The 22,221-nt window shown below is 70.6% G+C and carries 20 protein-coding genes and 2 tRNA genes; 6 read left to right on the top strand and 16 right to left on the bottom strand.

Features of this window, described 5'->3' with window-relative positions; all coding sequences use genetic code 11:
• Positions 1-4: 4 nt before the first annotated feature.
• Entirely contained in the window at positions 5-1,456 is a 1,452-nt protein-coding gene (locus ACP4IX_RS22460) for a catalase (protein ID WP_426522380.1), read from the bottom strand.
• Between the two features lie 145 nt (positions 1,457-1,601).
• On the opposite strand from ACP4IX_RS22460, the gene ACP4IX_RS22455 reads away from it, so the two are divergent.
• A complete protein-coding gene (locus ACP4IX_RS22455) occupies positions 1,602-2,018 on the top strand; it encodes a Fur family transcriptional regulator (protein ID WP_426522379.1) in 417 nt (138 codons plus the stop codon).
• A gap of 172 nt (positions 2,019-2,190) precedes the next feature.
• Here ACP4IX_RS22455 and ACP4IX_RS22450 read toward each other — a convergent pair.
• The 4 genes from ACP4IX_RS22450 to ACP4IX_RS22435 all read right to left on the bottom strand — a co-directional run bounded on the left by ACP4IX_RS22450 (position 2,191) and on the right by ACP4IX_RS22435 (position 7,634).
• Positions 2,191-2,264: transfer RNA gene (locus tag ACP4IX_RS22450), tRNA-Met, on the bottom strand.
• A 178-nt stretch (positions 2,265-2,442) separates the two neighbouring features.
• A complete protein-coding gene (locus ACP4IX_RS22445; RefSeq protein WP_426522378.1) occupies positions 2,443-4,260 on the bottom strand; it encodes a tetratricopeptide repeat protein in 1,818 nt (605 codons plus the stop codon).
• A gap of 239 nt (positions 4,261-4,499) precedes the next feature.
• A tRNA-Met gene (locus ACP4IX_RS22440) sits at positions 4,500-4,573 on the bottom strand.
• 73 nt (positions 4,574-4,646) lie between these two features.
• Positions 4,647-7,634, bottom strand: a complete 2,988-nt coding sequence (locus ACP4IX_RS22435) for a UPF0182 family protein (RefSeq protein ID WP_426556496.1) — start codon at positions 7,632-7,634, stop codon at positions 4,647-4,649.
• 164 nt (positions 7,635-7,798) lie between these two features.
• Between ACP4IX_RS22435 and ACP4IX_RS22430 the strand changes: the two genes are divergently transcribed.
• On the top strand, positions 7,799-8,341 hold the full coding sequence (locus ACP4IX_RS22430; RefSeq protein ID WP_426522377.1) for a PPA1309 family protein: 543 nt from the start codon (positions 7,799-7,801) through the stop codon (positions 8,339-8,341).
• A 32-nt stretch (positions 8,342-8,373) separates the two neighbouring features.
• On the opposite strand, the gene ACP4IX_RS22425 is transcribed toward ACP4IX_RS22430, so the two are convergent.
• The 4 genes from ACP4IX_RS22425 to ACP4IX_RS22410 all read right to left on the bottom strand — a co-directional run bounded on the left by ACP4IX_RS22425 (position 8,374) and on the right by ACP4IX_RS22410 (position 11,698).
• Positions 8,374-9,468, bottom strand: a complete 1,095-nt coding sequence (locus tag ACP4IX_RS22425) for a YlbL family protein (RefSeq protein ID WP_426556471.1) — start codon at positions 9,466-9,468, stop codon at positions 8,374-8,376.
• Positions 9,469-9,523: 55 nt separating this feature from the next.
• The gene (locus tag ACP4IX_RS22420) at positions 9,524-9,688 is read right to left on the bottom strand and encodes a hypothetical protein (RefSeq protein ID WP_426522375.1); all 165 of its coding nucleotides are present in this window, start codon (positions 9,686-9,688) and stop codon (positions 9,524-9,526) included.
• 121 nt (positions 9,689-9,809) lie between these two features.
• The gene (locus tag ACP4IX_RS22415; RefSeq protein WP_426522374.1) at positions 9,810-10,271 is read right to left on the bottom strand and encodes a molybdenum cofactor biosynthesis protein MoaE; all 462 of its coding nucleotides are present in this window, start codon (positions 10,269-10,271) and stop codon (positions 9,810-9,812) included.
• A 305-nt stretch (positions 10,272-10,576) separates the two neighbouring features.
• Positions 10,577-11,698 carry an SDR family oxidoreductase gene (locus ACP4IX_RS22410; RefSeq protein ID WP_426522373.1) on the bottom strand — a complete coding sequence of 374 codons (1,122 nt, stop codon included), beginning with the start codon at positions 11,696-11,698 and terminating at the stop codon, positions 10,577-10,579.
• 192 nt (positions 11,699-11,890) lie between these two features.
• Here ACP4IX_RS22410 and ACP4IX_RS22405 point away from each other — a divergent pair, with 192 nt between their 5' ends.
• The gene (locus ACP4IX_RS22405; protein ID WP_426522372.1) at positions 11,891-13,345 is read left to right on the top strand and encodes a zinc-dependent metalloprotease; all 1,455 of its coding nucleotides are present in this window, start codon (positions 11,891-11,893) and stop codon (positions 13,343-13,345) included.
• A complete protein-coding gene (locus tag ACP4IX_RS22400; protein WP_426522371.1) occupies positions 13,342-13,872 on the top strand; it encodes an NUDIX hydrolase in 531 nt (176 codons plus the stop codon). The genes ACP4IX_RS22405 and ACP4IX_RS22400 overlap by 4 nt, the downstream gene beginning before the upstream one ends.
• Before the next feature lie 97 nt (positions 13,873-13,969).
• Here the strand turns inward: ACP4IX_RS22400 and ACP4IX_RS22395 are convergent, their stop codons facing one another.
• The 4 genes from ACP4IX_RS22395 to ACP4IX_RS22380 form a co-directional block, all read right to left on the bottom strand.
• A complete protein-coding gene (locus ACP4IX_RS22395) occupies positions 13,970-14,725 on the bottom strand; it encodes an AIM24 family protein (protein WP_426522370.1) in 756 nt (251 codons plus the stop codon).
• 17 nt (positions 14,726-14,742) lie between these two features.
• Positions 14,743-15,426: an AIM24 family protein gene (locus ACP4IX_RS22390; protein ID WP_426522369.1), complete on the bottom strand. Its 684-nt coding sequence runs from the start codon at positions 15,424-15,426 to the stop codon at positions 14,743-14,745.
• A 13-nt stretch (positions 15,427-15,439) separates the two neighbouring features.
• On the bottom strand, positions 15,440-17,161 hold the full coding sequence (locus ACP4IX_RS22385; RefSeq protein WP_426556470.1) for a TerD family protein: 1,722 nt from the start codon (positions 17,159-17,161) through the stop codon (positions 15,440-15,442).
• Between the two features lie 148 nt (positions 17,162-17,309).
• Complete coding sequence (locus ACP4IX_RS22380) at positions 17,310-17,906, bottom strand: M48 family metallopeptidase (protein ID WP_426522367.1); 597 nt, start codon at positions 17,904-17,906, stop codon at positions 17,310-17,312.
• 332 nt (positions 17,907-18,238) lie between these two features.
• Between ACP4IX_RS22380 and ACP4IX_RS22375 the strand changes: the two genes are divergently transcribed.
• Both ACP4IX_RS22375 and ACP4IX_RS22370 read left to right on the top strand, forming a co-directional pair.
• Positions 18,239-19,453: a TOMM precursor leader peptide-binding protein gene (locus ACP4IX_RS22375; protein WP_426556469.1), complete on the top strand. Its 1,215-nt coding sequence runs from the start codon at positions 18,239-18,241 to the stop codon at positions 19,451-19,453.
• Positions 19,446-20,834 (top strand): ABC1 kinase family protein, encoded by a 1,389-nt coding sequence (locus ACP4IX_RS22370; protein WP_426556468.1) that lies wholly within the window; start codon positions 19,446-19,448, stop codon positions 20,832-20,834. The genes ACP4IX_RS22375 and ACP4IX_RS22370 overlap by 8 nt, the downstream gene beginning before the upstream one ends.
• A gap of 108 nt (positions 20,835-20,942) precedes the next feature.
• On the opposite strand, the gene ACP4IX_RS22365 is transcribed toward ACP4IX_RS22370, so the two are convergent.
• From ACP4IX_RS22365 to ACP4IX_RS22355, 3 genes are all read right to left on the bottom strand, one after another.
• The gene (locus tag ACP4IX_RS22365; RefSeq protein WP_426522364.1) at positions 20,943-21,266 is read right to left on the bottom strand and encodes a hypothetical protein; all 324 of its coding nucleotides are present in this window, start codon (positions 21,264-21,266) and stop codon (positions 20,943-20,945) included.
• Entirely contained in the window at positions 21,263-21,631 is a 369-nt protein-coding gene (locus ACP4IX_RS22360) for a WhiB family transcriptional regulator (protein ID WP_351390591.1), read from the bottom strand. Before ACP4IX_RS22360 ends, ACP4IX_RS22365 begins: the two co-directional genes overlap by 4 nt.
• 175 nt (positions 21,632-21,806) lie before the next feature.
• Complete coding sequence (locus ACP4IX_RS22355) at positions 21,807-22,139, bottom strand: hypothetical protein (protein WP_426522363.1); 333 nt, start codon at positions 22,137-22,139, stop codon at positions 21,807-21,809.
• Positions 22,140-22,221 lie beyond the last annotated feature (82 nt).

Here is a 22,221-nt window from a genome sequence, read left to right as displayed (position 1 = left end):
GACGTCAGCCGCGAAGGGCCTGGACCGCGGCCTCCAGCCGCTTGCCGAAGTCACCGTCGGCCTGGCGGAAGTTGTCGATCGCACGCTCGACGATGTCGTCGCGCGAGACGCCGGAGAGGGCGCCGGCCAGGTTGTTGATCAGCCGCTCCTTCTCCTCGTCCGTCATCAGCCGGTAGAGGTTGCCCGCCTGGACGAAGTCGTTGTCCTCGGCGTGCGACGGAGCCTCGTGGTCGCCGGTGACACCGGAGACCGCGACCGGCTGCCACAGGGCCCTGTCCGTCTGGAACGGGCCGCCGAAGCTGTTCGGCTCGTAGTTCTTCGCACCCTTGTGGCGGCCGTCGTACAGGTAGCCGTCACGGGAGTTGGTGCGCGCCTCGGTGGCGTGCGGACGGTTCACCGGCAGGTGGTCGGCGTTGATGCCGACGCGGTAGCGGTGGGCGTCGCCGTAGGCGAACAGGCGGCCCTGGAGCATCTTGTCCGGGGACGGACCGATGCCGGGCACGAAGTGCGCCGGGGAGAAGATCGACTGCTCGACCTCGGCGAAGATGTTCTCCGGGTTGCGGTTGAGCTCCAGCTTGCCGAACCAGACGATCGGGTAGTCCGCGTGCGGCCACACCTTGGTCAGGTCGAACGGGTTGAAGCGGTACGTCGCGGCCTCGGCGACGGGCATGATCTGCACGCCGACGGTCCAGGACGGGAAGTCACCGCGCTCGATGGCCTCGCGCAGGTCGCGCTGGTGGGAGTCGGGGTCCTCACCGGCGAGCTTGTCGGCCTCGGCCTGCGTGAGGCACTTGATGCCCTGGTCCGTCTTGAAGTGGTACTTGACCCAGAAGGCCTCGCCCGCCTCGTTGTTCCACTGGAAGGTGTGGGAGCCGAAGCCGTCCATGTGGCGGTAGGACGCCGGGATGCCGCGGTCACCGAACAGCCAGGTCACCTGGTGCGTGGACTCCGGCGACAGGCTCCAGAAGTCCCAGACGTTGTCCATCTCCGTCGAACCCGTGTAGGGGTCGCGCTTCTGGGTGTGGATGAAGTCGGGGAACTTGATGGCGTCCTTGATGAAGAACACCGGGGTGTTGTTGCCGACGAGGTCGTAGTTGCCCTCTTCGGTGTAGAACTTCAGCGAGAAGCCGCGCGGGTCGCGGACGGCGTCCGCCGCGCCCAGGTTGCCGGCCACGGTCGAGAAGCGGAGGAAGGTCTCCGTCTCCTTGCCGACCTCGGAGAGGAACTTCGCCCGGGTGTACTGGGTGACATCGGCGGTGACCGTGAAGGTGCCGTAGGCGCCGGCGCCGCGGGCGTGCACGACGCGCTCCGGGATGCGCTCACGGTTGAAGTGGGCCAGCTTCTCCAGAAGGAGCTGGTCCTGGACGAGCACGGGGCCGCCGATGCCCGCGGTCTCGCTGTTCTGGTTGTCGGCTACCGGTGCACCGGTCTCCGTGGTGAGCGGTCCCTGAGTCACGTACTGCCTCCTGCGCCAATCCTGCAAAACCTGTCCCTTGGCTAATGCCGCTACCGATCCTACAATGGACAATGTCTAAGTCAAGTAAGACTCCAAAGTCACACACGTTCGGGGCCTGGCCCCCCTTGCTGTTAGGCTGGTCTGTATGAGTGACCTACTGGAACGGCTGCGTGGACGCGGCTGGCGCATGACCGCGCAGCGGCGCGTCGTGGCCGAGGTCCTCGACGGCGAACACGTCCACCTGACGGCCGACGAGGTGCACGCCAGGGCCGTGGACAGGCTCCCCGAGATCTCCCGGGCGACCGTCTACAACACCCTCGGTGAGCTGGTCTCGCTCGGTGAGGTACTGGAAGTCGCGACGGACAAGCGTGCCAAGCGGTACGACCCGAACGCGCACCAGCCGCACCACCACCTGGTCTGCGCCCAGTGCGGCGCGATCCGCGACGTCCACCCGGTCGGCAACCCGCTGGCCGATCTTCCGGACTCGGAGCGCTTCGGCTTCACCGTCTCCGACGTCGAGGTGACGTACCGCGGCACCTGCCCGAACTGCGTTGCGGCGTAAGCCCTTCCGCCCGTCCTCGCACGACAGCCCCGGCACCGATGGTGCCGGGGCTTCGACGTGGGAGCGGACGGGGTGAACCGTGACCGGTAACCGGTACCGGTGAACGGTGAACGGTGAACGGTGAACGCACCGAGGGCCGGAACCCTTTCGGATTCCGGCCCTCGGCCTTCAGTAGCGGGGACAGGATTTGAACCTGCGACCTCTGGGTTATGAGCCCAGCGAGCTACCGAGCTGCTCCACCCCGCGTCGATGAATGGAACATTACGTCACCCCGACGACCAGAAGCAAATCGCTTCCGCGCCGCGGCCGGGGCGGCGCCTCCCCAGTGCCTGAACGGCCTGAGAGGGACCACGCCCCCCCCGCCCAGCGCCAACGCCGACCCCAGACCCCCTCAGGGAGCACCCGGCTCAGCCGGCGTCACGCATCACGCCGACAACTCCTGCCGCAACGCGTCTCGCAGCCGAGCCGCCCGCTCCCCCACTTCCCGCGGCCCCAGCGACACCGCCCGGTCGGCCCAGCGCTGCCCCTCGGCCAGCTCCCCCCGCCGCGCGCAGACCAGCGCCAGCCGCAGCGCGGCCCGCCCGTGTCCGGCGTCGGCCGCCCGGCGCCACCACACGACGGCCTCCGGCTCGCTGCCCTCGCGGGCCAGCAGCAGCCCCAGGTTGAACGCGCCGTTGCGGGATCCGGCCTCGGCCGCCTCCCGGTACCACCGTGCGGCCTCCACCACGTCGCCCCGCGCCGCGGCCAGCATGCCGACCCGCACCTGGGCCCGCCGGTGCCCCTGGGAAGCCGCCCGCTCGTACCACTCCTCGCACTCGGACTTCTCCTGCGCCGTCTCACCCAGCTCGTGCGCGGGCGCGGGCGGGCGGCGGGCGTCCAGCACCGTCGCCAGGCGGTAGGCGGCCTCCGCGCTGCCGCCCCCCGCCGCGCACCGCAGGAACCGCTCGGCCTCGCGCTCGTCCCCGTCCCGCAGGCGCGCCATGCCGACCTGCAGCGCCGCCTCGGTGTGCCCGGCGGCGGCCGCCCGCTCGTACCAGCGCAGCGCCGCCCGCTCCTCGCCCCGTCCCGCGTGCAGGATCCCGAGGTTGAACGCGGCGTCGACGCTGCCCGCCTCGGCGGCCTTGGAGAACCACGGCTCGGCACCGGTCTCGTCCCCGCCGCGCAGCAGCAGGATGGCCAGCGCGTTGGATGCCTCCCGGTGCCCGGCGTACGCGGCGCGCCGGTACCACTGCTCGGCCTGTGTGGTGCGCCCCTGCTCTGCGCAGAGCAGCCCGAGGTTGTACGCCCCGTTGTCGTCCCCGGCGTCCATCGCGGCCCGGTACCAGCGCTCGGCGGTCTGGGTCTCACCGCGTTCGGCGTGCAGCGCGCCCAGCGCGTTGGCGGCGTTGCCGTCGCCGTCCTGCGCGGCCCGCAGCCACCACACGGCGGCGCTCTCCGTGTCCCCGGCGTCCCGCAGCAGGAAGCCGAGCGCGCAGGCCGCGCGGGCCTCGCCGTCCTTGGCGGACGTCAGGTACCAGCGGCCGGCCTCCTTGAGCTCGCCCCGCTTCTCCAGGATCGTCCCGAGGTGCAGGGCGGCTCGCCGGTGGCCGCGTGCGGCGGCCTGCCGGTACCACTGCTCGGCCCCCTCGGCCGCGGAGGCCGCCACGCCGTCGCCGCCGCCACGGTCCCGCCCGGCACCGCGGTCCAGGGTCCGCGCCAGCCGGTACGCGGCCTCCCGGTGCCCGCGCTCGGCCGCGGCCCGCATCCACCGCTCGGCCCCGGTGTCGTCACCCCGGTGTTCCAGCAGGTCGGCGAGGGCGTAGGCGCCCAGCACATGGCCCTGCTCGGCGGACTGGCGCAGCCAGTACTCGGCGGCGGGTTCGTCCCCGCGCTCGCGGAAGTGCCGTCCCAGTGCGTGGGCGGCCGGGGCGGACCCGGCGACGGCGGCGATCCGCCACCATCCGGCCGCGTCGTCGGCGTACCCGCGCTGATGCAGCAGGACGCCCAGGTTGTTGGCGGCGGCCCGGTCGCCGGCCGCGGTGGCGGCACGCAGATGGGACTCGGCTCCGTCGAAGTCGCCGCGGCGCAGCAGCATGGCGCCGAGGACGCTCATCGCCTCGACGTCACCGGCCTCGGCGGCGATCCGCCGGCGCACTTCCTCGGCGGCCTCGTCGGCCGCTTCCTGGGCCTCGTCCGCGCTCTCCTCCTGACCGGACGGCTGGGCAAAACGCCCTGTCCCGAACAGATTTGCCATGTCCCCCATAACGTCCATCGTCGCACCACCTGCAACCTGGGTACATCCGGTATACCGCAGCCCGTGAGGTCACTTCAGCGTTTTGTCGACATGCCCACAGGGAGACAAGTCAAACACAGATACCCCCAACTCCCCCTGGCGGCGCGGCCGTAGACGTCACCGGCACATGCGTTCGCACATCACAAAGGCCCGGATCCCTTTCGGAATCCGGGCCTTTGTGGCCGTTCGCGTATAGCTCACGACTTCAGTAGCGGGGACAGGATTTGAACCTGCGACCTCTGGGTTATGAGCCCAGCGAGCTACCGAGCTGCTCCACCCCGCGCCGTTGTGTTCACAACCCTAGCACGGCGCGGGATGGGCTTTGACCAGGCCGAACGCCCGGCTCGGGCAGCGGGTCAGCCGCTGTCCGAGCCTCCGCCGGAATCTCCGGTCGGGGCGGAACTCGGACTGGCCTTGCCGTCCTCGGCCTTGTCTCCGGCCTTGTCGTCGCCGTTCTTGCCGCCGGCGCTCTCGTCGACCTTGGCCTGCGCATCCTCGGCGCGCTGCAGGGCCGCCTCCAGGTCCTTCTGGGCCTCCGCGTACGCGGCCAGGTCCTTCTGTTCCAGGGCCTTCTGGCCGGCGTCGAAGGCCTTCTGCGCGTCGTTCAGCGCTTCCCGGACCGTCGGGTTGGTGGACGTCGGCGGTGGCTCGGTCGTGCCCTCGCCCTCGTCCGGTGGCGGCTCCGTCGTGCCGGCCTCCGCGGCCCCGAAGACCTTGGCGAGGGCCTCGTCGAGCGTGTCCTCGAAGGCGGTGGCGCCCCCGTAGCTGACCAGCACCTTGCGCAGCAACGGGTACTTGAGGTCGCCGCCGCGTACGTAGACCGGCTCCACGTACAGCAGTCCGCCGTCGAGCGGCACCGTCAGCAGGTTGCCGTACTCGACCTCCGAGTCGCCGCCTCTGAGCAGCCTGATGGACTCGGCGATGTCCTGTTCGGAGTTGAACTGGCTCTGGACCTGTTTGGGTCCGTTGACGGTCGTGCTCGTCGGCAGCTTGAGGATTCTGATCTTGCCGTAGCCCTCGGTCCCCGCCTCGGCGTCGACCGCCATGAACGCGCTGAGGTTGTCACGGCCGTTGGGCGTCAGCGTCGTCGTGAGCGAGAACGCCTGCTTGTCCTGGTCGGGCATCTTCATGCTCAGGTAGTACGGCGGCACCGCGTCACCCGACTTGTTGGTCGGGTCGTCGGGCACCTGCCACACCTCGCTGCCGCTGAGGAACGTGTTGGCGTCCTTCACGTGGTAGCGCGTGAGCAGCTCGCGCTGGACCTTGAACAGGTCCTGCGGGTAGCGCAGATGCGCCATCAGCTCGTCGGAGATCTCACTCTTGTCCTGCACGGTGTTCGGGAACGCCTTCATCCAGGTCTTGAGGACCGGATCCTTGGTGTCCCACTGGTAGAGCTTGACGTCGCCGCTGTACGCGTCGACGGTCGCCTTCACCGAGTTGCGGATGTAGTTGACCTGGTTCTGCTGGGCCACCACCGCGCGCTGGTCGTTCGCCGCGGTCAGCGAGTCGGCGGTCGTGTCACCGAGCGTCGTACGCGAGGCGTACGGATAGCCGTTCGTCGTCGTGTACGCGTCGACGATCCACTGGATACGGCCGTCCACCACCGCGGGGTAGGCGTCGCCGTCGATGGTCAGCCACGGGGCGACCGCCTCGACGCGCTCCTTGGGCGTGCGGTTGTAGAGGATCTTCGAGCCCTCGCCGATCGCACCGGAGTAGAGGATCTGCGGCTCGCTGAACGCCGCCGCGTATGCCGCCCGGTTGATCGGGTTGGACAGGTCGACCCCGCCGTCGCCCTTGTAGCTGAAGGTCTTCTCGCCGCTGTCGTCGGAGTAGTCGATCTCCTTCTGGGGACCGCCGACGATCGAGTACGTGGTGGTCTTCTCGCCGTAGTAGATCCGCTGCTCGTACGTGCCGAGGTCGCCCTCGGACGGCAGGTTGGACTCGGTGAAGACCGGGCGGCCCTCGGCGTCGACCTCGGTGCCCTTGGCCGCGACGACGCCGTAGCCGTGGGTGTAGCGGAAGTGGTTGTTGATCCAGTTCTTCTTCGGGATGCCGGCCAGGTTCAGCTCGCGCAGACCGATGACCGTGTCCTGGTCCTTGCCGTCCTTGGAGTAGCGGTCGACGTCCAGGTTGGTCGGGAACGCGTAGTAGTTCCGCATCTGCTGGAGCTGCTGGAACGTCGGCGAGATGACGTTCGGGTCCATGATCCGGATGGACGCGGCGGCGTCCACGTCGTCACGGAGCTTGGTCTTGTCCTGGGTCTGGCTCACACCCGGGTACTCGGTGACCTGGGTGCCCGCGATGCCGTAGGCGTCGCGCGTCGCCTTGAGGTTCTTCTCGACGTACGGCGCTTCCTTGGCCTGCTCGTTCGGCTGGACCTGGAACTTCTGGACCAGCGCCGGGTACAGGCCGCCGATGAGGATCGCGGAGAGCACCATCAGGCCGAAGCCGATCACGGGCAGCTGCCAGGTGCGCCGCCAGAGGGTGGCGAAGAACAGCAGAGCGCAGATGACGGCGATGCAGAACAGGATCGTCTTGGCCGGCAGGTAGGCGTTGGCGTCGACGTACCGCAGACCCGTCCAGCTGTCGGTCGCCTTGAAGTCGCTGGACTTCACCGCCAGCCCGTACCGGTCCAGCCAGTAGGCGACCGCCTTGAGGGCGACGAAGACGCCGATGAGCACCGACAGGTGCCCGGTGGCCGCGGCCGTGGCGCGCGCGCCGGGGCTGGTGACGCGGAGCCCGCCGTACAGGTAGTGGGTGAGCGCGGCGGCGATCACGGAGATGATCACGGCGGCGAAGCCGAAGCCGAGCAGGAACCGGTACCAGGGGAGGTCGAAGGCGTAGAAGGAGACGTCCAGCTTGAACTGGGGGTCCTTCTGTCCGAAGGAGACGCCGTTGACCCACATGAGCCAGGTCCGCCACTGACCGGACGCGGAGGCGCCGGCGATGAGGCCGACCAGGGCTGTGATGCCGAGCAGCAGCCACTTCTTGTACGGGGCGATGCCCATCCGGTACCGGTCGAGGTTCTGCTGCTCCATCGACATGGCGCTCAGCGGCGGCCGCAGCCGGTGGGCCAGCCAGATGTTGAACCCGACGGCGAGCGCCATCAGCAGGCCGAAGACGAAGAAGAGTCCGATCTTGGTCCACAGGGTCGTCGTGAACACCGACGAGTAGTGGACCGACCGATACCAGAGCCAGTCCGTCCAGAACCCCGCGAACATGGTGAACGCCATGCCGAGCACGGCGAGGACACCAAGTGTCATCAGGAGGGTTCGGACACGCCGGGACGGGCGGCCCACTCTGATCCGCGGCCCCGACGGGGGGCCTCCGCCGCGGTCCGGCATCTGGAAAGCCAAGGTGCGCACCTCGAAGTTCGCTGTTGATCCGTCAGGCCCTCGGGTTCGTGGGCCCCCCGTGCGCCCCCGAGATCGTGGGCCCACACTTATGCAACTTACTCATCGTTTACTCGGTTCCCGATTCGGGCCAGTAACGAGGCAGGATTGTGACCATGTCCAACACCCCCATGGCAGCGAGCCCCCTCACCCGGGCCGTACTCGAGATCGACGAATACGTCTCGGGCCTCGGCTGGGACCAGCCCGCACGCCTCTTTGCACTTGTCGACACCGCACGGTTGAGGGCCGATCAGCCCTCGCTCGCGGACCGGCTCGGTCTCCAGGAAGAGCCGGAGAGCTCCGGCCTCACCCCGATCGAGCAGGACGAGATTCCAACGGACCAGCCGCTCGACGAGTTCCTGGGCACCATCGCCTGGCCCGACGCGGTGGTCGGCTGCGCCCTCGCCGTGGAGCGCCTGATGCTGCCGCCGTCCGCCGAGGCCCAGGTCCCCGAGGGCCTGAACGAGGCGAAACTGGCGCAGTGGGTGGCGGAGCACCCCGACCGCCAGGAGGTCCGCATGACGGTCGGGGTCCTGCGGGACGGCACCCGCGACTCCGCCCTGCGGTTGCGGGAGAAGGACGCCGCCACGGAGGTCCTCACGGGCTCCGACCTGGTGCCGGGGCTGGCCCAGGCGCTGACGGCGACCTTCGAGGAGTAACCCCGCGGAGCTCTACGCGGCCGTTCGGCCCGTCATCCGGTCGTGCACTCCGGCAGCTCCGAGGTCTTCCCCGAGCGGATGTCCTCCAGCGCGCCGAGGGCGTCGTCGATGGTGTCCACCTTCACGAGGGTGAGCCCGTCGGGGATGTCCTCGGCGGCGGCCGCGCAGTTGTCGGCGGGCGTCAGGAAGTACCGGGCGCCCTTGTCGCGTGCGCCGATCGTCTTCATCCCGATGCCGCCGATCGGGCCGACCTTGCCGTTGTCGTCGATCGTCCCGGTGCCGGCGACGAACGTGCCGCCGGTCAGGTCGCCCGGCGTGAGCTTGTCGTAGATGCCGAGGGCGAACATCAGGCCGGCACTGGGGCCGCCGACGTCGGCCAGCTTGATGTCGATGGAGAACGGGAACGTGTGGTCGGTCCCGGCGGAGATCCCCACGATGGCGCGCTTCGCGCCGGTGTCGTCCGAGGCCGCGGTGGTGATCGTGACCTCCTGCGTCTCGGTGGGCGTCCGGCCCTCCTTCTCCGCGGCGGCCTGCTCCTTGGCGGGCACGATCGTGAAGACGACGTCCTGTCCGGGCTTGTGCTCGGTCACCAGCTCGGCGACGTCGGCGGGCTTACCGACGGTCTTGCCGTCCACGGCCTTGATCACGTCGCCGGCGTGCAGCCTGCCCTGCGCCGGGGAGTCCTTGACGACCGTGGAGACGACCACCCAGGACTTCACCGGGATGTCGAGCGCCTTCAGGGCGGCGACCTTGGCGCTCTCCTGGGACTGGCTGAACTCCTCGGCGTTCTCCTGGGTGGCCTCTTCCTCGGTCTTGCCGTCCGGGTAGAGGGTCTCGTGCGGCACCACGCGGTTGTCGTGCGCCAGCCACCCGTAGACCGCCTCCACGAGGTTCATCCTGTACTCGGCGCTGGTGACCCGGACGGTGGTCATGTTCAGATGCCCGCTCGCCTCGTAGGTCTCGTGACCGGAGATCTGCAGCACCGGCTCGCCGTCGTGGTCCCCCAACGTGTTCACCGTCGGCCCCGGGGACATCTCCGAGTACGGCACGGGGATGAACACACCCGCGCACAGGAGCGCGATCAGCATCAGGGTGGAAGCGAGCATCGTCGCGGTGCGGCGTGGCATGGAACGACAGTACGGGACTGGACTGTCAGAACACCGTCAGGGATGTGTCGTACGGTCAGCGCCGGGTAGGGGGCCTCTCCATGGCCTCGCGGAAGCGGGCGTACCCGTCCAGCTCGGGCCCGTCGCTCCGTGCCTTGCGGGTCCGGTTGGCCCAACTGCCCCACAGACCCGCGCCGACAGCCGCCACAAGCGGAATCAGCAACCAGGCAAGCGCTGCCATGCCGACCTCCCAAGCCCATGAGCGTCCGCGACTGACCGATCAGCAGATTAACCATCCGCAGTGACAACGCTCACGCCGGGGGGGCCGTTACGCAACCGGAGTTACGGGAGCGGCGTCGCTCTCAGCAGGCGCCGACCCATTCCTCGGTACCGTCCGAGAAGGACTGGTGCTTCCAGATGGGCACCTCGTGCTTCAGGTCGTCGATCAGCTTCCGGCAGGCGTCGAAGGCCTCGCCCCGGTGCGGGCAGGACACGGCGACGACCACGGCGAGGTCCCCGACCTCCAGCTCCCCCACCCGGTGCACCGCCGCGAGCGCCCGTACGGGGTACTCCGCGACGACCTTCTCGGCGATCCGCCGCATCTCGGCCTCGGCGCTGGGGTGGCACGAGTACCCGAGCCGGTCGACGTCGGACCCGCCGTCGTGGTTGCGGACCGTCCCGACGAACAGCGCGGTCCCGCCGGCCGCGTCGTCTCCGACGGCCCGGAAGACCTCGTCCACGGAGAGGGGTGTGTCCCGGATTCCGATCAGCTTGACGGGATCCGGCGCGGCCAGTTCGCCGGGGTGGTCGTTCGTGGTTGCCATGCGCCCATCGTGCCCCACCGCGCGGACCGCGCGGAATAGCGCTATCACCCGGCATGCGCGCGTACCGCTTTGGAGCCTCCTACAGGCCCGCGGCCGGTGTGCGGCAGGCGGCACGGCCGGGCGGGGCGGGACGGAGCGGGTCGGGGCGGGCGGGAGAAGCCGGGGGGGGCGGACAGGCCCGGGGTGCGGACGCGGGAAAACCGGGCGCCGGCGGACAAGCCCGGGGTGCGGACGCCAGAAACCGGGCGCCGGCGGACAAGCCCGGGGTGCGGACGCCAGAAACCGGGCGCGGCACCGCGTCCGTCTCAGATCCGCCGCCGGACCTTCCGCGCCCGTCGTACCACCGCTGCCGCGCCCAGCAGGGCCACCGTCGCTCCGGCGGCTCCCGCCGCGGTGGCGTCCTTGCGCCCGAGACGCCGCCCGGCGACCGTGTGCCGCCCGGAGACCTCCTCCAGCAGCTCCGCGAGCACCTCCTCGTTGGTGTACTTCGGCCGCCATCCGGCGTCGTGCAGCCGGCTGCCGCTCACCACCCAGGGGTACATCGTGTACGCCAGGTCCCCGGCCGGGGAGGGCGTCAGCCCGATGCGGTGCAGCCGGGCCGCCGCGCCGAGCGCGACCGCCGACGGCAGCTCCATCCGCCGGATGCCGCTGAGCTCCTCGACCTCCTCCTGCTCCAGCCAGCCGTCGCAGCCGACGGCCAGTTCCCCGTCGGCCTTCTCGAGCACCGCGTACTCCAGGGCACTGCACAGGTCGTCGACGTGGCAGAACTGCCAGGCCGGCCGCGACCCGGCCACGACGAGCAGCCGGGGCGACTCGAAGTACCTGGTCAGCGCGGTGTCCATGCCTCCGACCAGTACCGCCGGCCGGACGACGGTGACGTTGAGGCCGGGATGCGCCCGTGGTGCGCGACGCGCGAGCCGCTCGATCTCCAGCAGGTCCCCGACCCCGGTGGCCTCGGCCGTGGCGCGCAGTTCGGCGTCCTCGGACAGCGGCAGCTCGTTGTCGGGGAGGGCGCCGTAGACCATCGCGGAGGTGCACAGCACGACACGGTGCACGCCGGCCGCCGCCGCGGCGGTCAGGACGGTCTGCGTCCCCCGGACGTTGTAAGCCGTCCGGGCGGCCGCGTCGGTCTCCAGATCGAGGTCCAGTGCCAGGTGCACGACCACGTCGGCGCCGCGCAGCTTCTCGGCGATGGCCGGATCCCGTACGTCCAGGATCTGCCACCGTGCCGCCGCGCAGTCACCGCGCCGTTCGTCGATGGCCACGACCTGTCTGACCTCGTCGGACGCGGCGAGCCGCTCGGTGAGCAGCGCCCCGACCCCGGACGCGGCACCGGTGACCGCGACGACGGGTCCGCGCGCGCCGGAGCGGGAGGAACTGGTTGACTGGTTTCGCGCTGCGCGAACCTGCGGATCTGGGGAACTCACCGGGCGTCTCCAGCGGTTGTCTTCAGTACGGGCGCGAGTGACGCGTACGTACCAGGTGGCATCCATCCTGCCGCAGGCCGTCAGTCGGCGAAGCACCGAGGCCCGAACCGCCCCGGGTGTCTACGCTGGGTGGTGAAGTCGGGCAGCCGTGCCGCCGGAAAGAACCGGCGGCCCTACCAGCCGAGGAACCCCGTGAGTGACACCCCATTCGGATTCGGCCTTCCGCCGGAGGAGCCGGACGACGGCGACGAGGGCAAGAAGAAGGACCAGCAGAGCGGTGGTGGTCAGGGACCGGCCAACCCGTTCGGTTTCGGGCCGTCCGGAGCCGGTGGCCTTGGTGGCCCCGGTGCGGACAACCCGTTCGCTGCCATGTTCGGTTCCATGAACCCCAACGACCTGGGCGCCGCGTTCCAGCAGCTGGGCCAGATGCTCTCCTACGAGGGCGGCCCGGTGAACTGGGACATGGCCAAGCAGATCGCCCGCCAGACGGTCTCCCAGGGCACACCGGACGGCACGAAGGACGCCAGCGTCGGTCCCACCGACCGCAACGCCGTCCAGGAGGCCGTCCGCCTGGCCGACCTGTGGCTGGACGACGCGACCGCCCTGCCCTCCGGCGCGGGCACCGCGGTGGCCTGGAGCCGCGCGGAGTGGGTCGAGGCGACCCTGCCCGCCTGGCGGGAGCTCGTCGACCCGGTCGCCGAGCGCGTCGGCACCGCCATGGGGGACGTGCTGCCCGAGGAGATGCAGGCCATGGCCGGCCCGCTGATCGGCATGATGCGCTCCATGGGCGGCGCCATGTTCGGCACGCAGATCGGGCAGGCCGTCGGCGTGCTCGCCGGCGAGGTCGTCGGCTCGACCGACGTGGGCCTGCCGCTCGGCCCGGTCGGCAAGGCCGCGCTGCTGCCGGCGAACATCGAGGCGTTCGGGAAGGACCTCGGCGTACCGCAGGAGGAGGTGCGGCTGTATCTCGCCCTGCGTGAAGCCGCCCACCAGCGCCTCTTCGCACACGTGCCGTGGCTGCGCTCGCACCTGTTCGGCGCGGTCGACGGATACGCCCGCGGGATCAAGGTCGACACGGCCAAGCTGGAGGACGTGGTCGGCCAGTTCGACCCGCAGAACCCGGAGCAGCTGCAGGAGGCTCTCCAGCAGGGCATGTTCCAGCCGGAGGACACCCCCGAGCAGAAGTCCGCCCTGGCCCGTCTGGAGACGGCCCTGGCGCTCGTCGAGGGCTGGGTGGACGCGGTGGTGCATGCTGCGGCCAAGCCGCGCCTGTCCTCCGCGGACGCGCTGCGCGAGACGCTGCGCCGCCGTCGTGCCTCGGGCGGCCCCGCCGAGCAGACCTTCGCCACGCTGATCGGCCTGGAGCTGCGCCCGCGCCGCCTGCGCGACGCCTCCCGTCTGTGGGCGTCCCTGACGGACGCGCGCGGTGTCGACGGCCGGGACGGCCTGTGGGCCCACCCGGACATGCTGCCGACCGCGACCGACCTGGACGACCCGGACGGCTTCGTGCACCGTGAGCAGCTCGACTTCTCCGAGCTGGACAAGATGCTCGGCGAGGCGGCCGGCAAGCCCGACCTGAAGAAGAAGGACGAGAAGGACGAGAAGGGCCAGGCCGAGGCCGACGGCAAGGGCGACGACGCCGAGTGAGTCTCCACGACGACGCGGTCCTGGTCCTGAAGGGCCATGAGGGCCAGGACGAGCTGCGCCAGGCCTACCTGGACCACCTCGCGACGCACCCGGACGGCATGTGGAAGGCCTGCCGGGACGGGCACGTCACGGCGAGCGCCCTGGTCGTCGACCCGTCGCGCGAGCGGGTCCTGCTGACCCTCCACAGGAAGATGCGCATGTGGCTCCAGATGGGCGGCCACTGCGAGCCGGTGGACGCGACGCTGGCGAAGGCGGCTCTGCGCGAGGCGACCGAGGAGTCGGGCATCGCGGGTCTCGCCCTGGCACCGGGCGGCCCGGTGCGGCTGGACCGCCACCACACGCCCTGCGCCTGGCACCTGGACGTCCAGTACGCCGCGGTGGCTCCCGAGGGGGCCGTGGAGGCCATCAGCGACGAGTCCCTCGACCTGCGCTGGTTCCCGTACGCAGAGGTCACGGACGTGGCCGACGAGTCGGTCGTACGCCTGCTCGAGGCAACCCGTGCCCGGCTCCGAACCCGGACGGGGTGACCGCTCTCCACACCGGTCAACCCGGACGGGGTGACCGCTTCATACCGGTAAGGGGTGACCGCTGTGCGATCACCCCTTACGGGACCGTGCCTCGGGCTCAGCTCCAGACGTTCCCCTGGTTCTGACCACGGGTGCCCTGCTGACCCATGCCGTACTGCGCGGCTACGCCCCGCCCGATCTGGGCGTTCTGCGGCGGCAGCAGTTCGCTGGGCTGGACGAGCGCGAAGCCGCTGCCCATGAAGTTGAGCTCCCAGCCCTCGCCGGTGCTGCCGCGGCGCCGCCACACCCCGGAGGAGTGCGTCTGGGCCTGCATCTGCACGCGCAGACCGGTGGACCAGGCGACGATCGCGTCGGCGTCGCAGTTGACGTACTTGTCGGGAGTCACCTGCATCAGCAGCGGGGCGCCCGAGGTCATCACGGCGACCTTGCCGCGGCCGGTGATGTTGAGCTGGTACTTCCCCGACCCGGAGATGCCGTACAGGCTGTCGACCGCGATGACCTCGTGATGCAGGGACGAGTCCATCGCCAGCACGTAGCTGCTGTCGACGGTGATCCCCTCCTGGTCGACCTCCATCACATGGATGTACTGGGCGAGGTTGGCCAAGAAGACCGTGCCCTGCCCGTGGCAGCGCATCAGGTCCAGGCCCTCACCGGTGTGCGCACGCGCGTGCGACTGGTTGGTGCTCTGGTACTCGGCGTCGAACTCGACGAGCCCCTGGTAGGCGACCATCGTGCCCTTGCGGGCGAGCACGTCGTCGTGACCCTCCAGGGCGACCCGGAGCATGTGCTTGTTCTGCAGGCTCCAGGCTTCCTGGGTCTGCTGGTCGTTGTAGGCGAAAAGCGGGCTCTGCATGATGTTGTGGCTCCCCCTCAGCCCCGGACCCGGAGGCGGTCGGTGCTGTCCTCGCTGGGCTGGACGACGACGATGCCCTGACCGGAGAAGGCCATCTGGTAGGCCTCGCCGCTGCCGCGGCCGATCAGCGACTGCGCCTTGAAGCTGCGCTTGCCCTTCACCTTCAGGTTCGGGGACCAGGCGACGAGCGCGTCCGGGTCGACGTACGTCTCGTCCTCGCCACCGCCGCAGTCGACCACGATCGGCTTGCCCCGGGAGGTGAGCGCGACCCAGCCCTGCCCGGAGATCTTGGTGTTCCACAGGCCCTGGCCGGCGAACTTCGCCAGGCCCTTGACCCGCTCCACACCCCAGGTGAGGTGAGCGTCGAAGGCGAGCAGGTTGGTGGCGTTGACGGAGATCCCGTCGCCGTTGAGGTTGATGACGACGACGTTCGCGCCGTAGTCGGCGAGGTAGAGCAGGCCGTCGCCGGAGCACTTCATCAGGGGCGCGCCCTCGCCGGTGGCCCAGTCGCGGGCGATCTGGCGGACGGCCGGCGGGTTGGGCTCGTACTGGACGAAGCCCTCGTAGGCGGTCATCGAGCCCACGCGCGCGAGGAGGTCGTTCCCGGTCTGCATGGCGACCTTCAGCATGTGGTTGCCGTGGTTCTCCATGCGGGTGGCGACCGGGGGTGCGGGAGCGTAACCCGCGAGCGGCTGGTTCATGTCGGGCTCTCCCTCAGATCTCGTACGGCTGGACGATGACGAAGTTGCCGGGCGCGGCCCGGAACTGCAGGTTGACGCTCTCGCCCGTGTCACCCGCGTAGGAGTTGCGGCGCATCCGCACCTGGCTGGAGACAACCACCTGGGCGGCGGCCGACCAGGCGACGACCGCGTTGCAGTCGGCGAAGGTGGTGGGCGTGACCGGCAGCACCACGGGCACGCCGTGCGTCTTGACGACGATCGTGCCGGTGCCCTGGAACTGCATCGTGAACAGCGCGCCGCCGGGGATGCCGTGCCCCTCGATGCGGCGGACCTCGTACTGGAGGCTCTCGTCGAAGGCGAGGACGTTCTCCGCGGAGACGCACACGGCGTCGCCCTGGAGCTCGATGGGGTGCAGCATCGCGCTGTTGTCGGCGAGGAACACCTGCCCCTTGCCGGTGCAGCGCATCAGCTGCATCTCCTGGCCGGTGGCGTTGCCCACGACCCGGCCGGCGAATCCGGCGCCCTTGTAGCTGAAGTCGACCTTGCCCTGGTAGAGCACCATGCTGCCCTGCCGGGCGAGTACGGGCTGGCCTTCCGCGCCGAGGTCGACGCGGATCAGCTTCTTGTTCTGCTGGGTCCAGCGCTGTCCGGTCGCCGTCTCCTTGAACTGCTGGAGCGCGGCCATCACCCCGGCACCCTGCGGCGCTCCCTGGGGCATGCCCTGCGGGGCGCCGTGAGGAGCCTGGGGCTGACCGTAACCGGGAGGCGGAACCGGAGCCTGAGGGACCTGGGGCTGACCATAACCGGGAGGCGGAACCGGAGCCTGAGGGACCTGGGGCTGACCATAACCAGGCGGCGGAACCGGAGCCTGAGGAGCCTGGGGCTGACCATAACCAGGCGGCGGAACCGGAGCCTGAGGAGCCTGGGGCTGACCATAACCAGGCGGCGGGGCCGGGGGCGGCACCGGGGATCCGCCGGGCGGCGTGTTCATGGGCGCGACGATGGTCTGCGCGGCGTGCACGTCGGGCCCGGGCGTCGGGGCGGGGACCGCCGGCGTGGCGCCGAGGGGTGGGGCGAAGCCCTGGGGGGCGGGCTGCGGCGCGGGCGCCGGGGCCGGGGTGGGAGGCGCGCCGAACGCCGGGGGCGCAGAGGCCTGGGCCGGCGGGGCGAAACCCGGGGCGGCACCGGCTTGCGGCTGCTGCTCCTGCTGCGGCGCGGGCGCCTCCTCCTCGGCCACCTCGCCGCCGAAGTTCCTCAGCAGCGCGTCCAGCCCGCCGTCGAAGCCCTGTCCGACGGCGGCGAACCGCCACACGTCCTTCAGATAGAAGTCGCCCAGCATCACCGCGCGCTCGGTGGAGAACTCCGAGCCGTTGAACGGGTACCGGGCCACCTCCTCGCCGCCGGCGACGATCCGGATGTAGCCGGGGCCGGCCTGCGACATCTGTCCGGCGCCGTCGATCGTGGCCGTGAAGGAGAGCTTCTGGACCTGCGGCGGGATCCTGTCGAGGGTGACCCGGAAGGACTCCGTGTCACCCGCCTGCGCACCCAGGAGCTGGATGGACTCCTCGGGGGTCTTCGGTTGGTTGAAGAACACGAAGTAGCGGTCGTCCGACAACCGCTCGTCGGCGTCGAGACCGAAGCAGCTGATGTCGAAGCTCAGTCCGGGGCCGGAGATCTGCACGCCTACGTACAGATCCGTGCCCGCGGTGAGGTCACTGATCCTGGCCTTGTGGCCGCGTTGGAATTCCCTGGCCATGCGTTACGACCGTCCCCCATCCGAATGTGAGTGCGTCGCGCCAGGCTAACGGCAAACCCGGACACCGGCGGGAGTCGGTACAGACCCGGTACAGAACCCGTGCGCGGCCGTGTCGGACACCCCTGACACGCTCGTTCGGAGGTGCACGTCACTCGCCGCGGGCCTCGGGCACGTGCGGCAGCCGGTCGGCGGCGACCACGCCCTCGAGGTAGCCCCGGGCCCGCTCGGTCCTCGGATACGCCTCCAGCAGCCGCCAGAACCGGGGCCCGTGCCCGGGGACGAGCAGATGCGCCAGTTCGTGCAGAAGGACGTAGTCGACGACGTACTCGGGCATGCCCTGGAGGCGGTGCGACAGCCGGATGCTTCCCTCGGAGGGGGTACACGAGCCCCAGCGCGTGTTCTGGTTGGTGACCCAGCGGACCGAGGTGGGCCGTGCCCGCCCGTCGAAGTACTGGCCCGACAGGCGCTCCGCGCGCTCGGCCAGCTCGGCGTCACCGAGGACCCGCTTGCTCTCCTGGGCGGCCAGCTTGTCCAGCATGACGCTCACCCAGCGTTGTTCCTCGGCCTCGGACATCCGGGCGGGGATCAGCACGATGGTGCGATCACCCTCGCGGTACGCGGAGACCGTCCGGCGTCGCCGGGTACTCCTGCGGACCTCGATCGCGCTCGTCCCCGAGCCGTTCGGCGGCGAATTCGTCGGTGCGCGCTGGGGCGCCCCGGCGCGGTGCAGTGGGTCGGCGGACACGCCACGACGTTACCCGCTGCACACGGGGAAGTCCCGGCTCCGGATGGGTTCGGCGCCGATCCGCCACCCCTCCTACGGGTGTGCGACAGACTTGTACGACTGATTCGCACTACTGATCGACAGTGACTGATCGGTACCTGCTGATCGGTACCTGCTGATTGGTACGACGAATACCCACGGCCTGTGGACAACTCACGACGCCCGGCCACGTATCAGGGCATGCTGGCACTCGCCGGCGGATTCGCGACCGACCGCACGGACCGGTGCGCGACCGGTCACTGCCGGACATACGGGACGTTCGAAGACTCTCGGAGACCTACGGGGGACCTGGCATGCATCCGATGGTGAAGCCTGCGCTCAGGCGTGGCTGGCGCGATCTGAACACCGTGCAGTTCGGGATGACACCGGCGCACGCACTGACGCTCGGCCCGGTGGACACGGCTACGGGCAGTTTCCTCGAACTGCTCAACGGCACCCGTGGACCGGCCCTCCTGCGCGAGGAGGGGCACCGCCTGGACCTGCCGGAAGGGCATGTCGACCGAGTGGTGGAGGGACTGGCGCGGGCCGGCCTCCTCGACGACTCCCGGGGCGGCGGGCCGGACGCCGACGCCCTGCGCGAGAAGAAGGAGGTGCTCGACCGGCTCCGCCCCGACCTGGCCTCCCTGTCCCTCACCACCTCCGAACCGGGAGACGCGATGAGACACCTGGCCGCCCGGCGCGCCCTGCGGGTGCGGGTGAGGGGGGCGGGGCGGGTGGGCGCGGTGCTGTCCGGCCTGCTGTCGGGTGCGGGCGTCGGCGAGATCGACGTGCTCGACGGCGGCCGCGTCGAGCCGTGGGACGTCGCCCCGGGCGGGCTTCCCGCCGAGTCCGTCGGCGACCGCCGGGACGAGACGGCCCGCCGTGTCGTCCGCCGGGCCGCCCCCGGCCGCCCGGCGCGCCGCAGTCCCACGACGCCGCCCGAGGAGGGCGTCCCGGGTTTCTCACTGGTGGTCGTCGCCCCGCGCGACGACGTCGCGGTCCACACACCCGACCCCGCCTCCGCGGAATCCCTCATGGCCTCCGGTACGCCCCACCTGTACGCCGGTGTCGTGGAGGGGACCGGTGTCGTCGGCCCCCTCGTCCTGCCCGGCGAGACGGGGTGCGCGGGCTGTCTGTACGCGGAGCGCACCGACCGGGACCCGGCCTGGCCCCGTCTGGTGGCACAGTGGCGGACCGGCAAGCAGCGCCAGGTGCGGCCCTGCGACCTCACTCTGGCCGCGGCGGTCGCCGGGCTGGCGGCGGCCCACGCGCTCGCCTTCCTGGACGGCCGGACACCTTCGAGCGTCGGCGCACGCTGGGAGGTCTCGCTGCCCGGTCTGCGGTGGCACACGCGGCCGGTGCGGGCGCACTCCGCGTGCCCGTGCGGAGCCGCCGGAAAAGGTAAGCAGGAACACACCCCCGAGGACGGGGACCGGCGCGCGACAATGGCGGGGCAAGGGCCGTCGGCGGACGTACGCCGCGAGGCAGAACCGGGGCGGCCGGCTGGGACTTGGAGGGCGCATGTCTGATCTTCCGCGCAAGGCGGTCACCCGGACCGCCAAGCTCGCCGCGCTCCCGCTCGGCTTCGCCGGGCGGGCGACCTGGGGGCTCGGCAAGCGCATCGTGGGCGAGTCCGCGGAGATCGTCGGCCAGCAGCTGCAGCAGCGCACCGCGGAGCAGCTGTTCAAGGTGCTGGGCGAGCTCAAGGGCGGGGCGATGAAGTTCGGACAGGCCCTGTCCGTCTTCGAGTCTGCGCTGCCCGAGGAGGTCGCGGGCCCCTATCGGGCAGCGCTGACCAAGCTGCAGGAGGCGGCACCGCCGATGCCGACGCGCACGGTGCACTCGGTGCTCGCGGAGCGGCTCGGCGAGGACTGGCACGAGCTGTTCCTGGAGTTCGAGGACAAGCCCGCCGCGGCCGCCTCGATCGGTCAGGTGCACCGGGCGGTGTGGCACGACGGCCGCGAGGTTGCGGTCAAGGTGCAGTACCCGGGCGCCGGTGAGGCCCTGTTGTCCGACCTGAACCAGCTCAGCCGTTTCGCCCGCCTGCTCGGCCCGCTGGTACCGGGCATGGACATCAAGCCGCTGATCAAGGAGCTGAAGGACCGGGTCACGGAGGAGCTGGACTACGCCCTGGAGGCGCAGGCCCAGCGAGCCCACGCAGAGGAGTTCGCGGACGACCCGGACATCGTGGTGCCGGACGTCGTCCACCAGTGCGAGCAGGTGCTGGTCACCGAGTGGATCGACGGCGTCCCGATGTCGGAGATCATCGCGGACGGCACACCGGAGCAGCGGGACCGGGCGGGCCAGCTCCTGGCCCACTTCCTCTTCTCCGGCCCGGCGCGCACGGGCCTGCTGCACGCCGACCCGCACCCGGGCAACTTCCGGCTGCTGCCGTGCGGGCCGGACGGCGAGGACGACTGGCGCCTGGGTGTCCTGGACTTCGGCACGGTCGACCGCCTCCCGGGAGGCCTGCCCGAGCCCATCGGGACGGCCCTGCGTATGGCGCTGGACGGCGAGGCGGACGCCGTCTACGACATGCTCTGCGCGGAGGGCTTCGTCAAGGAGTCGATAGAGCTGGACCCCGACGCCATCCTCGACTACCTGCTGCCAATCATCGAGCCTGCCCGGGTCGACGAGTTCACCTTCACCCGCGGCTGGATGCGGAGCCAGGCGGCCCGGATCGGCGACCCCCGCTCCCCCGCCTACCAGCTGGCCAAGCAGCTCAACCTGCCGCCGGCCTACCTGCTGATTCACCGGGTGACCCTGAGCACCATCGGTGTGCTGTGCCAGCTGGGAGCGACGGTGCGACTGCGTGACGAGCTGGAGGAGTGGCTGGTCGGGTTCCTGGCCGAGGAGGAGCACGCGGCGCAGGACGCGTACGAGATGGGGGAAACGGCGGCGGAGGCATGAGCCGCCGGGGCTGAACGCGCCGTGGGGGCCGGCCCGTTCGGACGGACCGGCCCCCACGGGGAGCTTCGCCTCCCTTGTCGGCGAGGCCGTGCTTCGGCTGCGGCTGGGTTACTGCATGACCGCCATGGCGAGCGCGCGCCGGGCACGCATCGAGGCGCGCTCGGCCCGGCGCTGCATCCGGCGAGCGGTCGCCAGGCGCAGGGCCCGGCGTTCCCGCTCGGCCTGCTGCAGGCGGTCGTGCATATGCGCACGAGCCAGGGCTTCTGGGATGAGTTGCATCTCGCGGGTCCTGTTCTGACGCGAGTCCTTCGCGTCGCTGGGGGTGAAGTCCTCAGGCGTGGAGCCTGTGATGTCGTGGGTGGACGGCTTCATCGGGGCCTGCTTCTTCGGGTCGTACGTGAGGGGACGGTCGATCGTTCCTGCGGTGTTCATGCCGAGACCGGGTTCTTGCGCGGGCGGCCACGGGGCCGCTTCCGGGCGACGACGACACCCTGCACGAACAGCTCGCCACCCCAGACGCCCCAGGGCTCACGCCGTTCCTTGGCGCCGGCGAGGCAGGCCTCGACCAGCGGGCAGGTACGGCACAGGGACTTGGCGTACTCCACGTCCGCCGGCGACTCGGCGAAGAAGACCTCCGGGTCGTAGGAGCGGCAGGGAACGGGCACGCCGAGGTTCTCGATGGCGTCGTCGAGCGCGGTGAGCGCGGTGAGCGGGGTCAAGGTGGAGTCCTCCGTGGGGACGGGCTTGGGGATCGTGTCGGAAGGCGGTACGGACGGGGCGTGCGCTTCGAGTTGCACGGGGTTTCTTCCTCGTCTGGTCGTTCCGGCCGGTCGGCCGGGTGGCGGCTTGGTACCGGGTTCTTTTCTTGTCCCGAGGCTCCTTCGTGCTGTCGTCCCCGTTCGGGGACAAACAGAAGGGCCGCGGATCCCGGATGGGGTTCCGCGGCCCTGAAGGCGCCGGCCTGATCGTCGATCAGGCTGGATCACTCCAGGGTTCTGGCCCACGGAAGGCCCACATCAGGTGGTGCTGCGTCGTCTGCGTCCGGGAACCGGCACCGGTCGCGGTAAAGGCATAGGCCTGTGCCTGCGCCTCTACTGCTGCTTCCAGTGCCTCGGTCGGTCGCTCATCGCGCTCACGGACGGGAAGGCCCGCGGAGGCAACGGAGACGGCAGCCGGAAGGACGGCACGAATGCCGGACAGACCGGTGCCCGGGTTGGAAGCGCCGAGCATGCACAGGGAGACGGCCGAGCGATCGGTCAGTTTGGCGGTGGAGCTGACGGTGGTGTTGAAGTTGATGCTGATCACTGGGCTCGCCTCCTCTCGGCGTCTCGGGGGACTGGGACCAACCAGTCCGCGGATATGCAAGTACAACACGGATTCAGGGCCT

This window comes from Streptomyces sp. WG5, from assembly GCF_049974565.1.
Taxonomy (GTDB): domain Bacteria; phylum Actinomycetota; class Actinomycetes; order Streptomycetales; family Streptomycetaceae; genus Streptomyces.
Note: the sequence above shows the minus strand (reverse complement) of the source record. Positions and strands in the feature narration are given on the sequence as shown.

Excerpts from the sequence above, each read along its gene's own strand:
- ACP4IX_RS22425 (WP_426556471.1), bottom strand. The coding sequence starts at position 9,468 with ATGCCACGCCGCACCGCGACGATGCTCGCTTCCACCCTGATGCTGATC.
- ACP4IX_RS22455 (WP_426522379.1), top strand. The coding sequence starts at position 1,602 with ATGAGTGACCTACTGGAACGGCTGCGTGGACGCGGCTGGCGCATGACC.
- ACP4IX_RS22365 (WP_426522364.1), bottom strand. The coding sequence starts at position 21,266 with ATGAACACCGCAGGAACGATCGACCGTCCCCTCACGTACGACCCGAAG.
- ACP4IX_RS22375 (WP_426556469.1), top strand. The coding sequence starts at position 18,239 with ATGCATCCGATGGTGAAGCCTGCGCTCAGGCGTGGCTGGCGCGATCTG.
- ACP4IX_RS22435 (WP_426556496.1), bottom strand. The coding sequence starts at position 7,634 with ATGCCGGACCGCGGCGGAGGCCCCCCGTCGGGGCCGCGGATCAGAGTG.
- ACP4IX_RS22395 (WP_426522370.1), bottom strand. The coding sequence starts at position 14,725 with ATGCAGAGCCCGCTTTTCGCCTACAACGACCAGCAGACCCAGGAAGCC.
- ACP4IX_RS22445 (WP_426522378.1), bottom strand. The coding sequence starts at position 4,260 with ATGGGGGACATGGCAAATCTGTTCGGGACAGGGCGTTTTGCCCAGCCG.
- ACP4IX_RS22415 (WP_426522374.1), bottom strand. The coding sequence starts at position 10,271 with ATGGCAACCACGAACGACCACCCCGGCGAACTGGCCGCGCCGGATCCC.
- ACP4IX_RS22430 (WP_426522377.1), top strand. The coding sequence starts at position 7,799 with ATGTCCAACACCCCCATGGCAGCGAGCCCCCTCACCCGGGCCGTACTC.
- ACP4IX_RS22420 (WP_426522375.1), bottom strand. The coding sequence starts at position 9,688 with ATGGCAGCGCTTGCCTGGTTGCTGATTCCGCTTGTGGCGGCTGTCGGC.
- ACP4IX_RS22370 (WP_426556468.1), top strand. The coding sequence starts at position 19,446 with ATGTCTGATCTTCCGCGCAAGGCGGTCACCCGGACCGCCAAGCTCGCC.
- ACP4IX_RS22390 (WP_426522369.1), bottom strand. The coding sequence starts at position 15,426 with ATGAACCAGCCGCTCGCGGGTTACGCTCCCGCACCCCCGGTCGCCACC.
- ACP4IX_RS22385 (WP_426556470.1), bottom strand. The coding sequence starts at position 17,161 with ATGGCCAGGGAATTCCAACGCGGCCACAAGGCCAGGATCAGTGACCTC.